At 65.4% G+C, this 15,794-nt stretch carries 6 protein-coding genes and 1 pseudogene; 2 read left to right on the forward strand and 5 right to left on the reverse strand.

Annotated features, from left to right (window positions below):
• The first annotated feature begins 120 nt into the window (after positions 1-120).
• Positions 121-504, forward strand: coding sequence for a helix-turn-helix domain-containing protein (locus FB548_RS13795; protein ID WP_142125351.1), 384 nt, complete (start codon positions 121-123; stop codon positions 502-504).
• 128 nt (positions 505-632) lie between these two features.
• Here FB548_RS13795 and FB548_RS13800 read toward each other — a convergent pair whose 3' ends face one another.
• From FB548_RS13800 to FB548_RS13820, 5 genes are all read right to left on the reverse strand, one after another.
• A complete protein-coding gene (locus FB548_RS13800; RefSeq protein ID WP_142125352.1) occupies positions 633-3,806 on the reverse strand; it encodes an efflux RND transporter permease subunit in 3,174 nt (1,057 codons plus the stop codon).
• A 12-nt stretch (positions 3,807-3,818) separates the two neighbouring features.
• The gene (locus FB548_RS13805) at positions 3,819-5,015 is read right to left on the reverse strand and encodes an efflux RND transporter periplasmic adaptor subunit (RefSeq protein ID WP_142125353.1); all 1,197 of its coding nucleotides are present in this window, start codon (positions 5,013-5,015) and stop codon (positions 3,819-3,821) included.
• A 281-nt stretch (positions 5,016-5,296) separates the two neighbouring features.
• Positions 5,297-8,461: a multidrug efflux RND transporter permease subunit gene (locus tag FB548_RS13810; RefSeq protein WP_142125354.1), complete on the reverse strand. Its 3,165-nt coding sequence runs from the start codon at positions 8,459-8,461 to the stop codon at positions 5,297-5,299.
• 15 nt (positions 8,462-8,476) lie between these two features.
• The gene (locus FB548_RS13815; RefSeq protein WP_142125355.1) at positions 8,477-9,658 is read right to left on the reverse strand and encodes an efflux RND transporter periplasmic adaptor subunit; all 1,182 of its coding nucleotides are present in this window, start codon (positions 9,656-9,658) and stop codon (positions 8,477-8,479) included.
• On the reverse strand, positions 9,655-10,365 hold the full coding sequence (locus FB548_RS13820) for a TetR/AcrR family transcriptional regulator (RefSeq protein WP_142125356.1): 711 nt from the start codon (positions 10,363-10,365) through the stop codon (positions 9,655-9,657). Before FB548_RS13820 ends, FB548_RS13815 begins: the two co-directional genes overlap by 4 nt.
• 482 nt (positions 10,366-10,847) lie before the next feature.
• Between FB548_RS13820 and FB548_RS13825 the strand changes: the two are divergent.
• Positions 10,848-15,737: pseudogene (locus tag FB548_RS13825) on the forward strand (NAD-glutamate dehydrogenase domain-containing protein); the annotation flags it as partial.
• Positions 15,738-15,794: the final 57 nt, after the last annotated feature.

The following is a 15,794-nucleotide window of genomic DNA, read 5'->3' on the forward strand; positions in this document are numbered from 1 at the left end:
CCTGTTTCAGTAACGGAAAGGACGTTGGTTACGATATGGTAGTAAAGGCTGCCGCACCCACAAGCAGGGAGCTTGAAGTAACCGGGTTACCGGTCAGTAACCATGCCCTCGAGTCGGACCATGACCCTGCATCGCCAATCGCTGATCCTCGTCGAAAACTGCCCTATCCGCGATGTGCTGGACCGGCTGGGCGACCGTTGGACGGTTCTGGTCCTGCACGAGCTGTCGGCGGGGACGCTTCGCTTTTCGGAGATTCGCAAGCGCATCGCCGACATCTCGCCACGCATGCTGGCCCAGACGCTGCGGCACCTGGAACAGGACGGGCTGGTCAGCCGCGAGGTATTCCCGACGGTGCCGCCGCGCGTGGATTACGCGCTGACGTCGCTGGGGCTGTCGTTCTTCGAGCGGGTGGAGATGCTGGCGCAGTGGGCCTCCGATCACCATGACGAAGTCCGCGCTGCGCGCAGGGCCTACATCGCGCCGGCGGCGAACGCGCCGAAGTAGATGCTTTGCAGGAAGGGCTCCAGCCCGGAAGGCCGACGCGGCACGTAGACGGTCGGGGCTGAAGTCCCTGCTCCAAAAAAAGCCCCGGCATGGCCGGGGCTTCTTCATTCCATCGACTGCATGCCTGGTCAATGCCCGTGCACGGGCTCAGCATCCACTGATGGCAACGCATCATCCGCATCCTTGCTGTCGTGCGCGTGGTCGCGGGCCAGGTACAGGTAGAACGCCGGCAGCACGAACAGGGTGAACAACGTACCGATGGTCATGCCCGAGGCGATCACCACGCCCATCGAGAAGCGCGACGCCGCACCCGGGCCGCTGGCGATCAGCAGCGGGATCATCGCGAATACCAGCGCGGCGGTGGTCATCAGCACCGGGCGCAGGCGGATGGCGGCCGCTTCCTCGATCGCTTCGCGCTTGGACAGGCCACGCTCGATCTGCAGCTTGTTGGCGAACTCCACGATCAGGATGCCGTGCTTGGAGATCACGCCTACCAACGTCACCAGGCCCACCTGGGTGTAGATGTTGATGCTCATGCCTGGGAAGGCTTCGATCTGCATCATGCCCAGGATGCCGCTGAGGATCGCCAGCACGTTCACCGTCAACAGCGCGCCGCAGATCGCCATCGGCACGGTCAACAGCATGATCAGCGCATCGCGGAAGCTCTCGAACTGGGCCGCCAGCACCAGGAAGATCACGATCAGCGCCAGTGCCAGCGTGACCAACATCGCCGCGCCTTCCTGCTTGTACTGCCGCGACTCGCCCGCGTAGTCCACCGAGTATCCCTGTGGCAGCACTTCCTTCGCGGCCTGTTCGAGGATCGCCAGTGCCTCGCCCTTGCTGACGCCGGGGCGCGGGGCGAAGGTGATGGACACCGCGTTGAGCTGCTGGAAGCGCTTGAGTGATTGAGGCTGCGCGCTTTCCTTCAGGGTCACGAGGGTGGACAGCGGAATCAGCTCGCCGTCGCGGGTGCGGGTGTAATAGTTCTCCAGGTCGCTGGCGTTGAGGCGGTCGCTGCGCTGCACCTGCGGGATCACCAGGTACGAGCGGTTCTGCATCGCGAAGCGGTTGGTATAGCCACCGGACAGCATCGCCGCCATGTCGGCCGCCAGCGTACGCATGTCGATGCCCAGGCTGGCGGCCTTGTCGCGGTCGATGTTGACCTCGATGCGCGGCTTGTCGATCTTCAGGTCCTTGTCCAGGAAGATGAAGCGCTTGCTCTCCATCGCCTTCATCAGGATCTGGTCGGCCAGTTCCGCCAGCTGGCTCAGGTCGCCCACGCCGCCGATGACGAACTCACCGCCGCCGCCGTCGCCGCCCGCGCTGGGCAGGGAGGGCGGGACCAAGGCGAAGATGTTCAGGCCGCTGACCTGGCTCATCTTGGGCTGCAGTTCCTGCTGCAGCACCGCGTTGGTCGAACGATCACGCTCGCTCCAGGGCTTCAGCACGAATCCGGCCATTGCCATCGGGCTTGCACCGCCGCCGCTGCCGCCAAAACCACCGTTGAACAGGAAGTAGTCCTGCACCTCCGGCACGCCCTTGGCGATGGCGGTCACTTCCTCGGTGTAGCGCTCGACGTAGTCCAGCGTGGAATAGGGGTCCGCGCTGGCGACGGAGAAGATGAAGCCTTCGTCCTCCAGCGGCGCCGGCTCCTTGGGCGCGGTCATGTACAGGAACACGCACGACACCAGCACCAGGATGCCGAACACGCCGATCACCGACTTGGTTTCCATCGTGCCGTGCAGGCGGCGCTGGTAGCCGGCATTGATCTTCTCGAAGCGCTCGTCCAGCCACTTCTCCAGCTTGCCCTTGCCGCCTTCGCTGTGCGGCTTGAGGATCTTGGCGCACATCATCGGGGTCAGCGTCAGCGCGATGACACCGGACAACAGCACCGAGCCGGCCAGGGTGAAAGCGAATTCGGTGAACAGCACCCCGGTCATGCCACCCTGGAAGCCGATCGGCAGGTACACCGCCACCAGCGTGGTGGTCATGGCCACGACCGGCCAGGCCAGTTCGCGTGCGCCCTTGATGGCCGCCTCGTACGGCGACATGCCTTCCTCGATGTGCCGATGGATGTTTTCAAGCACGATGATGGCGTCATCCACCACGATGCCGATCGCCAGCACCATCGCCAGCAGGGTCAGCAGGTTGATGGTGAAACCCATCAACAGCATCAGGAACAGCGCGCCCACCAGCGACAGCGGCACCGTCACCGCGGGGATCAGCACGCTGCGCAGCGAGCCCAGGAACAGGAAGATCACCACGATCACGATGATCACCGCTTCCACGATGGTGCTGACGACCTCGTCGATGGCGTCCTGGATCTGCTCGGTGCTGTCGTAGGGGATCGTGGCCTTGATGCCTTCCGGCAGCTGGGGGACGATCTCGTTGTCCCACAGCGTACGCACGTCCTTGATGACGTCCAGCGAGTTCGCGTCCGGCGACACGAAGATGCCCATGAACGTGGCGGCTTCGCCGTTGATGCGGACCGATGTGCCGTAGCTCTCCGAGCCCAGCTGCACGTCCGCCACGTCGCCGAGCCGCACGATGGCGCCGTTCTGCTCGCGGATGATGAGCTGGCGGAACTCGTCGGCATTGCGCAGGTCGGTGCGCGCGGTCATGTCGATGGCGACCATCTGGCCCTTGGTCGAGCCCACCGCCGCCAGCACGTTGTTCGACGACAAGGCCGTGGACACATCGCTGGCGGTCACCTGCAGCGCCGTCATGCGGTCCGGCTTCAGCCACACGCGCATGGCGAACGTGCCGGCGCCGAGGATGTCGGCGCGCTGCACGCCGGACACGGTGACCAGCTTGGGCTGGACGACGCGGGTCAGGTAGTCGGTGATCTGGTTGTTGTCCAGTGTCTCGCTGGCGAAAGACACGTACATCGCCGCGATCTGCTGGCCCTGCTGCAGATCGATCACCGGATCCTCGGATTCCGGCGGCAACTGGCCGCGCATCTTGTTGACCTTGGCGGCGATCTGGGTGAGCGCCTCGTTCGGGTCCTGGTCAAGCTTGATGTAAGCCTGGATCACGCTGGCACCGGCCGAACTGGTCGAGCTGAGGTACTCGATGCCTTCGGCGCTGGCCACCTCGCGCTCCAGCGGCGTGGTGATGAAGCCCTGGATCAGGTCGGCGTCGGCACCGTAGTAGGTGGTGCTGATGTTCACTACGGCGTTGCGCAGTTCCGGGTACTGGCGCACGTTCAATTCGGTGAACGAGCGCAGGCCGAACAGCAGGATGAAGAGGCTGACGACGATCGCCAGCACCGGCTTGTTGATGAAGATGTCGGTGAATTTCATGCCGTCGCTCCGTCAACGGTTTTCGGGCTTGGGCTGGGCCTCGGTCACCGGCTGCACCTTGTTGTTGACCACCACCTCGGCATCGTTGCGTAGCTTCAGCAGGCCGCTGGTGGCCACGCGTTCGCCTGGCTTCAGGCCCTCGGTGACGGCGATAAGGTCGCCGCGGGTGGCGCCGGTCTTCACGAAGCGCTGGCGCACCACGAGCTTCTTGCCGGTCAGCGGCTTGCCTTGCATGTCCTTCTCGCCTTCCGCGCGCTGCACTTCCTGGATCACGTACACCGCATTGCCGTAGGGGTTGAAGCTGATCGCGGTCTGCGGCACCACCACCACCTTCCGGCTGTCGCCGGTGTCGAAGCCGACGTGCGCGAACGCGCCCGGACGCAGGTTGTACTCCGGGTTGGCCAGCGTCGCCTGCACCTTGAAGTTGCGCGTGGCCGGATCGACCTGCGGTTCCACCGCCGTGACTTCGCCTTCGAACACCTGGCCTGGCAGGGCGTCCACGGTTGCACGGACCTTCGCACCCGGCAGCACCTGGCCCACGCGTTGCTCGGGCAGGGTGAAGTCGAGGTAGATCGGGTCCAGTGCCTGCAGGCTGACGATGGCATCGCCCGGCGTGAGGTACTGGCCCAGGTTGACCTTGCGGATGCCCAGCACACCGTCGAACGGAGCACGGATGGTCTTCTGCGCGATCAGGGCGCGCTGGGCCTCCACCTGCGCGAGCGACGTGGCGGCCACGGTGGCGCGCTCTTCCGCTTCGGCTTGCGAGACCAGCTTGTCGCGCGCCAGGGCCTGCCAACGGTCGCGCTGCACCGCCGCCAGTTTGGCGGAGGCTTCCAGCGACTTCATCACGGCCAGTTCGTTGGCCGTGTTGAGCTGGGCCAGCACGGTGCCGGCCTTGACCGGCTTGCCGACGTCGATGGACAGGCTGCGTACCACGCCCCCGGCCTCGGTGGTCACGTCGGTGCCGTTGATGGCCACGAAGGTACCTACGGCCTGCTGAGCGTCGACCCAGTCCTCCTGCTTGGCAGTCCAGTCGGTCACCGCCGCGGCCGGCTGCGGCATATTGTCGAAGAAATCGTTCATGCCCTTGCCCATGATCGCCTTGACGGCGAACACGCCGCCGAAGATCACCACGACGGCGATCAGCATCAGGATCATGCGGCGAGTGGTGGAGGGCGTTTTCCTTGCGGTCGGATCTTTCCGTGTCATGGAGTGGTCTTCGTCAAGTCGGGGGAAGTCGTCAGGTCGACGAACGAGCAGCGTCGCGATCGACATGATCAATCGCCGGATTATCACGGATTGAGACCGGCACACATAGTGCAGGAAGGCATGACGGGTGGGCGGGCACGGACCGTCGCGCGTGAGGGGCGCTCAACGGGCCCCGGGCGAGGGCTTCGCGGACAGCCGGGCAACCTCTGCGTCCGCGATGTCGTGGCCTGCAAAAAGGAAGAGCCCCGGCATGGCCGGGGCTCTCTGTTCCTTCATTCCCCTCAGCGTGAAGCGGGGTTTTCCTGCTCGAGCAGGTATTCCTTCGAGGGTTCGTCCATCTTGTCGCCCAGCATGCGTCGCACGGCGATGAAGAAGACCGGGATCAGCAACAGGCCAAGGAATGTGGCGAAGAACATGCCGCCGATGACACCGGTGCCGATCGCATGGCGCGCGTTGGCACCGGCACCGGTCGAGATGGCCATCGGCACCACACCCATGATGAAGGCGAACGAGGTCATCAGGATCGGTCGGAAGCGCAGATGCGAGGCCGAGATCACCGCTTCGCGCAGCGTCTTGCCCTGCTTGCGCTCCATCACCGCGAACTCGACGATCAGGATCGCGTTCTTCGCCGCCAGCCCGATGATGGTGATCAGGCCGATCTTGAAGAACAGATCGTTGGACAGACCGCGCAGCAGCGTGAACGCGAGCGCGCCCAGGGCGCCCAGCGGGACCACCAGCAGTACCGCCACCGGGATGGACCAGCTCTCATACAGCGCCGCCAGACACAGGAATACCACCACCAGTGACAGCACCATCAGCAGGGTGGCGCTGTTGCCGGCCAGGATCTCCTGATAGGACATGCCGCTCCAGTCGTAACCGAAGCCCTGCGGCAGCTGGTCGGTGACGATGTTCTCCATCGTGGTCATCGCCTGCCCGGACGAACCGCCCGGCGCCGCGGAACCGTTGATGTTCACCGCCGAGTAACCGTTGTAGCGCGACAGCGAAGGAGGCACGGAGGCCCATTGCGACTGCACCACGTTGGACAGCGGGATCATCGCGCGACCGCCGCTGGCATCGGTCTGCTGGCTGCTCGGCGTGTAGATGCGCGAAAGCGAATCGGCGCCGGTGCGGTAGGCGGCGTCGGCGCGCATGTTCACGCGCTTGATGCGGCCTTCGTAGAAGAAGTCGTTGACGTACACCGGCGCCAGCATCAGCTGGATGCCGTTGTAGATGTCGCTGACCGACAGCCCCATCGCTTGCGCCTGCACGCGGTCCACGTGCAGCTGCAGCTGCGGCGCGTTCTCCAGCGTGTTGGGACGCACTGCCATCAGGCTCTGATCCTGTGCCGCCGCACCCAGCAACTGGTTGCGGGCCGCCATCAGCGCTTCCTCGCCCAGGCCCGCTCGGTCCTGCAGCCACATGTCGAAGCCGCCGAACTGGCCCAGGCCCTGGATGGTCGGCAGGTTCACCACGAAGATCTGGGCACCCTTGATCCCGTACAGGCGCTGGTTGGCCTGCTGGATGAACTCCGGCACGGTCACGTCGCGATCGTCCCAGGCCTTGAGCCGGATGAAGGCCATGCCGACGTTCTCGCCGCGGCCGACGAAACTGAAGCCCGCGATCTCCATCACGCCTTCGAACCCGTCCATCTGCTGCAGGGTGCCACGCACCTGGTTGAACACCTGCTTGGTGTTCTGCAGGGTGTTGCCCGGCGGCAACTGCACGATGGCCAGGGCGTAACCCTGGTCTTCCTCGGGCACGAAGCTGCTCGGCAGGCGCGTGAACAGGAAGCCGCACAGTACGGTCAGCAGGGCGAACACCACCATCCAGCGCGGCGCATGCTTGATGGCCGAGCCGATGTGGCCCACGTAGGTCTTCTCGACCTTGCCGTAGTACTTCTCGAAGACGCGGAAGACGATGTTCTTCTTCTCGTGGCTGTCGTGTTCGTGCTGCTTCAGGAAGGTCGCGCACAGGGCCGGCGTGAAGCCCAGCGCCAGGAAGGCCGAGAAGGCCATCGAGATGGCGATGGTCAGCGCGAACTGCTTGTAGATCTCGCCCGACGCGCCACCCTGCAGCGCGGACGGGATGAATACCGCTGCCAGTACCACGGTGATCGCGATCACCGCGCCGGTGATCTGGTCCATGGCCTTGATCGTCGCCTCCCGCGGCGGCAGTTTTTCCTCCGCCATGATGCGTTCGACGTTCTCGATCACCACGATGGCGTCGTCCACCACGATGCCGATGGCGAGCACCATCGCGAACATCGTCAGCTGGTTGATGGTGAAGCCGATCAGGCTCAGGCCCCAGAACGTGCCGAGCAGCGCGACCGGGATGACCAGGGTGGGGATGATGGTGGCGCGGAAGTTCTGCAGGAACACCAGCATCACCAGGAACACCAGGATGACGGCTTCGATCAGCGTCTTGACTACTTCCTCGATGGAAATCTTCACGAAGGTGGTGGTGTCGTACGGCGAGAACCAGCTGACCCCGGACGGGAAGCTGGGCTGGAGTTCATCCAGCTTGGCGCGCACGGCCTCGGCCACGTTCAGCGCGTTGGCACCGGGCAGCAGCTGCACCGCGAAGGCACCCACCGGCTTGCCGTTGTACTGCGTATCGAAACCATAGCCCTGTGCACCGAACGCCACCCGAGCGACATCCTTCAGGCGCACGGTGGAGCCGTCGCTGTTGGCGCGCAGGATGATCTGCTCGAACTGCTCAGGAGAATTGAAGCGGCCTTCCGCCGACACCGTGGCGGTGAACGCCTGGCCCTCGGGAGCGGGGTCCGCACCGATGGAACCTGCAGCGAACTGCACGTTCTGTCCGCGAACCGCTGCAAGCACTTCGGTGGCCGACAGGTTGTAGCCCTGCAGCTTGCCCGGGTCCAGCCAAACGTTCATGGCGTACTCGGAACCGAAATGCTGGGTACTGCCCACGCCGGGCACGCGCGAGATCTGGTCCAGCACGCGCGAGGCGATGATGTCGTTCAGGCGGTTGCGGTCGATGCTGGGATTGTCGGACTGCAGGCCCACCACCATCAGGAAGCCGGCGTTGGCCTTGGCCACCACCACGCCCTGGGCCGTGACTTCGCTGGGCAGTCGTGGCGTGGCCAGCGACACTTTGTTCTGCACCTGCACCTGGGCGATGTCAGCGTCGGTGCCGGTTTCGAAGGTCAGCGTGATCGAGGCCTGGCCGGAGGAGCTGGAACTCGAACTGAAATACAGCAGGTTGTCGATGCCGGTCAGCTGCTGTTCGATCACCTGGGTGACCGACCGTTCGGTGGTCTGCGCACTGGCGCCGGGGTAGGTCGCGCTGACCGTTACCTGCGGCGGCGCGATGGAAGGATAGGATTCGACGCCGAGGTTGAGGATCGCGATCACGCCGGCGAGCGAGATCAGGATCGACACGACCCAGGCGAAGATCGGGTGGTTGATGAAGAACTTGGGCATGGGGGAGGGTCCTTCTTACTCGGCCTTGCCTTGCGCCGGGGGGGCCTTGGCCTGCGCCGCCTTGGCGGCTGCGGCCTGCTCGGCGGTGATGCCCTTGGCGGGCGCGCCTTCCTTGACCTTCTGCAGTCCTTCGACGATCACCTGGTCACCGGCGGCCAGGCCGTCGGTGATGAGCCAGTCGTTGCCCACGGCCTGCTGGGTGGTCACGTTCTTGCGCACGACGTTGCCATCCTTGCCGACGATCATCGCGTAAGCGCTGACGGTGTCGCGCTGGATCGCACTCTGCGGGATCAGGAAGGCGTCCTTCTGTTCGCCCAGCGTGGCACGCAGCGTCACGAACGTGCCCGGCAGCAGCGCGCGGTCCGGGTTGGGAACGGTGGCGCGCAGCGAGACGCTGCCCGTGGCCGGATCGACGACCGTGTCGGAAAAATCAAGCGTACCGGTCTGGTCAATGGCCTGGCCGTTCGGCAGAAGGACCTGCACGGTGCGCTGGCCTTCGGCAGCCAGTTGCACCTGGCCTGCGCCCTGCGCCTGGCGCAGCGTCTGCAGCTCGCTCGAGCTCATCGAGAAATTCGCATACAGCGGATCGATCTGGTCGATGGTGGTCAGCAGCGTGGCATCGCCTTGGCCGACCAGGGCGCCCTCCGTGACCTGCTGCTTGCCCGCACGGCCGGAGATCGGCGCCGTGACGCTGGCATAGCCCAGGTTGATGCGCGCGGTCTGCACGTTGGCACGGGCCTGCTGTACGGCCGCGGCGGCGCTGCGTTCGGCGGCTTCCGCGTTGTCCAGGTCGGACCTGGAGACGAACTTCTGCGGCGCCAGCTGGCGCGCGCGATCGGCCGACGTCTTCGCATTCGCGTAGGTGGCCTGCGCCGACGCGAGATTGGCCTGCGCGGCACTCAGCGAGGCCTGCAGCGGAGCGGGATCGATCAGGAAGAGGGTCTGGCCTTCCTTCACGTCGCTGCCTTCCTGGTACACGCGCTTCTGCACCACGCCCGCCACCCGGGCGCGGACGTCGGAGCTGCGGTACGGCGACAGACGCCCCACCAGTTCACGCTCCAGCGGCACGTCCTTTGGCGTCGCATTCATCACCACCACTTCGGGTGGGGGCATCTGCTGCTGTTCGGGCTTGCTGCAGGCGGCCAGGGCCGCCAGCAGGGCGCTGGCCAGTACCAGGGAACGGATGGGGGAGGTCATGGGGAAGCTCCGTTTCTTTTTCTTGATGTCGGGGAAGGGGAATGCAGGGATCGCAGGCGTCGGCCGGGCACGGCAGGCGCGGGAACTTCGTGGTCTGGCGTCGTGGGGGCGAAGCCACGCAGGAAGGCATCGACCGCGAATCCGGCCCAGCGGCCGCGCGCCTTCGCGCTGGCGCGATGCGGTACGCCGAAATGCTGCCTGTCGAAATCGAGTCCCGTCATCATGCTGAGCAGCAACTCCGCGGCGTAGTGCGGGTCGTCATGCCTCAGCCTGCCCTGGTCCATCGCGTGCTGCAGCCAGGCGGCAAGGCGCTGCACGAGAGTATCGCAGGCGTCACGGTAGAGCGCCTGCGCTTCCTGCGGAAATTGGTGCGCTTCTGCCATCAGCAACCGGCGCGTGGCAACCACGGACGGATCGCACAGGTGCCGCAGATGCTCTTCCGCGAAGGCGAGCAATGCCTGGCGGGGGTCCGCGACCTCGGGCGACAGGCGGGTCGTGGCGAGTTCCTGGTGTTCGGCGATCACGCTGCGCAGCAGTTCCTGCTTGCTGCCGAAATGCGCGTACAGCGTTTGCTTCGAGCAGCCCGCGCGTGCGGCCACGGCGTCCATGCTGATGCGGAAGCCCTGCTCGGCCATGAGCTCGCGCACAGCCTGATGGACACGGCTGCGACGCTGATCGAGCGCGATGGTGGGGGTGGCGGGCTGCATGCGGGCTAGACTATACCGTCCAGTTTAGAAATATAACAGCCTTGAAATCGGGACATTTCCATGCACAAAGAGGCTGCCCGGCCGGTAAAGATCGCGTGACGAGGTCAGGCTTTCTCCATGCGCTGCCGCACGGTGCAACTTCTTGCCGGTGGCGTACGAGCAGGTCAGGTGGAGAAGCGCGGGTGGCTAGTCAATCGCGGATGCGATTGCAAGCGTTGCTTATGACGCCTCGCAGCAAGTTTTGTCATGGCGTCGGGGGATACAATGACCATTCGACTACCAATTGTTGAGCCACTCTCTGCATGAACGCTGCACGCAGCCCGAAAAAAGCCTCGAAACAGAAGCCAAAACCGGAAGCCTCCAAGGCCACCAAGTCGGTGACCCCGAAGGCGACCCCCACCAAGAAGGTGGCGGCCCGACCGGTGCAGGCGGCGAAGGCCGCGGGGGAGAAGGGCAAGGTGAAGGCGGTGGCTGGCCCGTTCTCGCTAGCGCCGATCCTGGCAGCGATCCGCAAGCGGGTGCCGGGCGCCTCGGTGCAGGCCGAAACGCAGACCTTCGCGGAAGCGTTCTACAAGCGCATGGAGGAAGACGAGTATCCGCACCACAGCGCGGACGGATGGGCTGCGATCGCCGCGGACACGCTTGCATTCGCGCGCAACCGCAAGCCCGGCACCGCGAACGTGCGGATATTCAATGCCAGCCAGAAATCGCACGGCTGGGAATCGCCGCACACCGTGCTGCAGATCATCAACGACGACATGCCGTTCCTGGTGGACTCCGTCAGCATGGCGCTGGCCGAGATGGGCGTGGGCGTACACGTGCTGGGCCATCCGCTGGTGCGCTTCACGCGCGACAAGGCGGGCAAGGTGCAGGCCGTGGGCGAGGGCAAGCCCGAGTCGCTGATGTTGCTGGAGATCGATCGCCTGCCGCCCGATGAGATGGCGGCCATCGAAAAGCGCATCCGCGCGGTGCTGGAGGAAGTCCGGGCGATCGTCCGCGACTGGAGTGCCATGCGCGAAAAGATGCTGTCGCTGGCCGACGACATGGCCACCCGCCGCATGCCGGTGGACGACGACGGGCGTCGCGAGGCGCAGGAATTCCTGCGCTGGGCCGCTGCCGACCACTTCACCTTCTTCGGCTACCGCGAGTACCGCGTGGAGAAGTCCACCGGCATCCTCGGCGCTGTCGAGGACAGCGGCCTTGGCCTGCTGCGCGAGGGCGATACCACGCCACCGCGCAACATCAAGACGCTGGCAGCGCACTACCTGCCGCAGGGCGGTTCGGTGGATGCGCTGATCCTCACCAAGACCAATCGCCGTTCCACCGTGCACCGCCCGGGCAACATGGATTACATCGGGGTGCTCGAGTTCGATGCGAAGGGAAACCCCATCGCGGAGCAGCGTTTCATCGGCCTGTACACCTCCAGTGCCTACAACCGCCGTCCGTGGGAAATTCCGCTGGTGCGCGAGCGCCACGAGTACGTGATGCAGAAGTCCGGGCTGTCGCCCAGCGGCCACAGTGGCAAGGCGCTTCGCCACATCCTGGAGACGCTGCCGCGCGAGGAACTGTTCCAGTCCAGCGACGAAGAACTCTTCCGTACCTCGATGGGCATCCTCGGCCTGCAGGAGCGCGTGCGCAGCAAGCTGTTCCTGCGCCGCGACCGCTATGGCCGCTTCTATTCGGCACTGGTCTACATCCCGCGCGAGCGCTTCAACACCGACGTGCGCCTGCGCATCGAATCGCTGCTGAAGGATGCCATGCGGGGCGAATACGTCGACAGCAGCGTGCTGCTCGGCGAGTCGCCGCTGGCGCAGCTGCACATCACCATCCGTCCGAAGGCGGGCGAGCAGGTCGAGGTCGACACCTCCGCGCTGGAAGGCGACATCGCCCACCTGCTGCGCAACTGGCAGGACGACCTGCGCGAAACCCTGATCACGCGCCACGGCGAGTCGAAGGGCTTGCTGTTGGCGGGCGGTTATGGCCGTGCGCTGCCGGCGGGTTACATCGAAGTGGTATCGCCGGAAGGCGCTGCGCGCGATGTCGAACACCTCGCCTCGCTGTCCGGTGCGGATGACCTGCGCCTGAGCCTGCACGAATCGCGCCGCAAGCGTCCCGGCCAGGGCCGCCTGCGCCTGAACCTGTATCGCCAGGAGTCGGACATTCCCCTGTCCGATGCGCTGCCGTTGATGGAGAACATGGGCCTGCGCGTGATCTCGGAGCATCCGTTCCGCCTGGAGACCGCGCGCGGCGCGCACTACATCCAGGAGTTCGAGGTGGAGCCGGTGGGCGGCGAGTTCGATATCGCACGCCTTGCCCCCGCGTTCGAAGACGCCTTTGCCCGCGTATGGCATGGCGATGCCGAGAACGACGGGTTCAACAAGCTGGTGCTGGGGGCCGGCCTGGCGTGGCGCCAGGTCGCGCTGCTGCGCGGCTACTGCAAGTACCTGCTGCAGACCGGCGTGCCGTTCTCGCAGAGCTATGTCGAAGAAACGCTCAACCGGTATCCGCTGCTCGCGCGCCTGTTGGTGGAACTGTTCGAGGCGCGTTTCGATCCCGCCACCGGTAGCGAGAGCAAGGCCCAGATCAAGGAGGGCCAGGATCGTTTCGCCGCCGAACTCAAGGCGCTGGCCGGCAATGACGAAGCCGCAGCGAAGACCTTGGCCACGCTGGTCGAAGCACGCGGAGGCAAGCGCGAGCAGCAGATCGACGCCGCGCACCGCGCGCTGATCAAGTTGATGGACCGCGTCTCCAGCCTGGACGACGACCGGATCCTGCGCGGTTTCATGGGCGCGATCGAAGCCACGCTGCGCACGAGCTTCTACCAGCGCGGCAAGGATGGCCAGCCGGCACACACGATCAGCTTCAAGTTCGATTCGGCGAAGGTGCCGGACCTGCCCAAGCCGCGTCCGTACCGCGAGATCTTCGTGTACGGCCCGCGCGTGGAAGGCGTGCACCTGCGCTTTGGTCCGGTGGCGCGTGGCGGCCTGCGCTGGTCCGACCGCCGCGAGGATTTCCGCACCGAGGTGCTGGGCCTGGTGAAGGCACAGATGGTCAAGAACACCGTCATCGTGCCGGTCGGCGCGAAGGGCGGCTTCTTCGTCAAGCGTCCGCCAGTAGGCGGCGACCGTGATGCCGTGCTGGCCGAAGGCATCGCCTGCTACAAGCTGTTCATCCAGGGCCTGCTGGACATCACCGACAACATCGTCGGCAACAAGATCGTGCCACCGGTCGACGTGGTGCGTCACGACCAGGACGACCCGTACCTGGTGGTCGCCGCCGACAAGGGCACGGCCACGTTCTCCGACATCGCCAACGGCCTGGCCATCGCGCACGGTTTCTGGATGGGCGACGCGTTCGCGTCCGGTGGCTCGGTGGGCTACGACCACAAGGGCATGGGCATCACCGCGCGCGGCGCGTGGGAGTCGGTCAAGCGCCATTTCCGCGCGATGAACCGCGACAGCCAGACCGAAGACTTCACCTGCGTCGGCATCGGCGACATGTCCGGCGACGTGTTCGGCAACGGCATGCTGCTGTCGGAACACATCCGCCTGCTGGCCGCATTCGATCACCGCCACATCTTCCTGGACCCGAACCCCGATGCGGCGAAGTCGTTCAAGGAACGCGACCGTATGTTCAAGGTGCCGCGCTCCAGCTGGGCCGACTACGATGCCAAGCTGATTTCCAAGGGCGGCGGCATCCATCCGCGCAGTGCGAAGTCGATCGACATCACCCCGGAAGTGCGCGCCGCACTCGGCATCGCAGACGGCGTGAAGTCGATGACGCCGAACGAGCTGATGAGCGCCATCCTGAAGTCGCCGGTCGACCTGCTGTGGAACGGCGGCATCGGCACCTACGTCAAGGCCGCCAGCGAGACTCACGCCGACGTGGGCGACCGCGCCAACAACGGACTGCGCGTCGATGGCCGCGACCTGCGCTGCAAGGTGGTGGGCGAGGGCGGCAACCTGGGCCTGACCCAACTGGGCCGCATCGAAGCCGCGCAGCATGGCGTGCTGCTCAACACCGACTTCATCGACAACTCCGCCGGCGTGGACACCTCGGATCATGAGGTGAACATCAAGATCCTGCTCAACGGTGTGGTGCAGGCCAAGAAGCTGGGCATGGACGCGCGCAACAAGCTGCTGGCCGACATGACGGGCGAGGTGGCCGACCTGGTGCTGTGGGACAACTACCGCCAGAACCAGGCCATCAGCCTGATGGAACGCATGAGCGTCTCGCGCCTGGGCTCCAAGCAGCATTTCATCCAGACGCTGGAGTCGCAGGGCCTGCTGGATCGCCAGATCGAGTTCCTGCCGTCCGACGCCGAACTGGCCGAACGCAAGGCGCGCGGGCAGGGCCTGACGCGCCCCGAGCTGTCGGTGTTGCTGTCCTACTCCAAGCTGGTGGCGTTCCAGCAGTTGCTGGAATCCGATGTGCCCGAGGACCCGTACCTCTCCAAGGAGTTGCAGCGCTACTTCCCGCAGCCGCTGCAGAAAAAGTACGCCTCGGAGATGGAGAAGCATCGCCTGAAGCGCGAGATCATCGCCACGGCTGTGACCAACACCACCATCAACCGGATGGGCGCCACCTTCCTGCTGCGCATGCAGGAAGACACCGGCCGCTCGCCGGCGGAGGTCGCCAAGGCCTTCACCATCACCCGCGAGACGCTGGATGCGCGGGCGCTGTGGAACCAGATCGACGCGCTGGATGGCAAAGTGCCGGAATCGGTGCAGATCGACGCGTTGCAGGTGATCTGGCAGGTGCAGCGCAACTTCACCCGCTGGCTGCTGACCCGCCAGGGGCCGATTCCAGCGATCGCCACAGCGGTGGAGCGGTATCACGACGGCTTCAACGAAATCCGTGCCGCCGACGGCGTGCTGCCGGACTCGCTGCGTCCGGCGTACAACGCCAGCCTGCAGGAATGGAAGGACAAGGGTCTGCCGCCTGCGCTGGCCGGCCAGATCGCGGCGCTGCCGTACCTGGAGCCTTCCTGCGACATCATCGAGCTGGCCCGGGCGCGCAAGCTCAAGCCGGTCGAGGTGTCGAAGGCGCACTACCGCCTGGGCGAGGCGCTGCACCTGCCGTGGCTGCAGGACCAGATCGAAGCGTTGAAGGTCGATGGCCGCTGGCATGCCGTCGCGCGGGGTGTGTTGCGCGATGAGCTGGCAGCGCACCAGCGCACGTTGACCAACCAGTTGCTGTCGCTGCCGGGCGGCAACGCCGACGCCAAGGTCAAGGCCTGGCTGGGCCGCGACGACGCCGGGCTGCGCTTCACGCTGAACATGCTCAACGAGCTGGCCGCGCAGAAGACGCTTGACTACCCCACGGCGTCAGTGGCGGTACAGCGCCTGGGGCAGTTGGCGTCCCAAGGCTGATTGCCTGTCATGCGAGAGAAACGGGGCGGCCTTCGGGCCGCCTTTTTTTGTGGCCGC

Source organism: Pseudoxanthomonas sp. 3HH-4, from assembly GCF_006716465.1.
Classification (GTDB): Bacteria; Pseudomonadota; Gammaproteobacteria; order Xanthomonadales; family Xanthomonadaceae; genus Pseudoxanthomonas_A.

Coding starts and splice junctions, on each gene's coding strand:
- FB548_RS13800 (WP_142125352.1), bottom strand. CDS start 3,806: ATGAAATTCACCGACATCTTCATCAACAAGCCGGTGCTGGCGATCGTC.
- FB548_RS13815 (WP_142125355.1), bottom strand. CDS start 9,658: ATGACCTCCCCCATCCGTTCCCTGGTACTGGCCAGCGCCCTGCTGGCG.
- FB548_RS13795 (WP_142125351.1), top strand. CDS start 121: ATGACCCTGCATCGCCAATCGCTGATCCTCGTCGAAAACTGCCCTATC.
- FB548_RS13820 (WP_142125356.1), bottom strand. CDS start 10,365: ATGCAGCCCGCCACCCCCACCATCGCGCTCGATCAGCGTCGCAGCCGT.
- FB548_RS13810 (WP_142125354.1), bottom strand. CDS start 8,461: ATGCCCAAGTTCTTCATCAACCACCCGATCTTCGCCTGGGTCGTGTCG.
- FB548_RS13805 (WP_142125353.1), bottom strand. CDS start 5,015: ATGACACGGAAAGATCCGACCGCAAGGAAAACGCCCTCCACCACTCGC.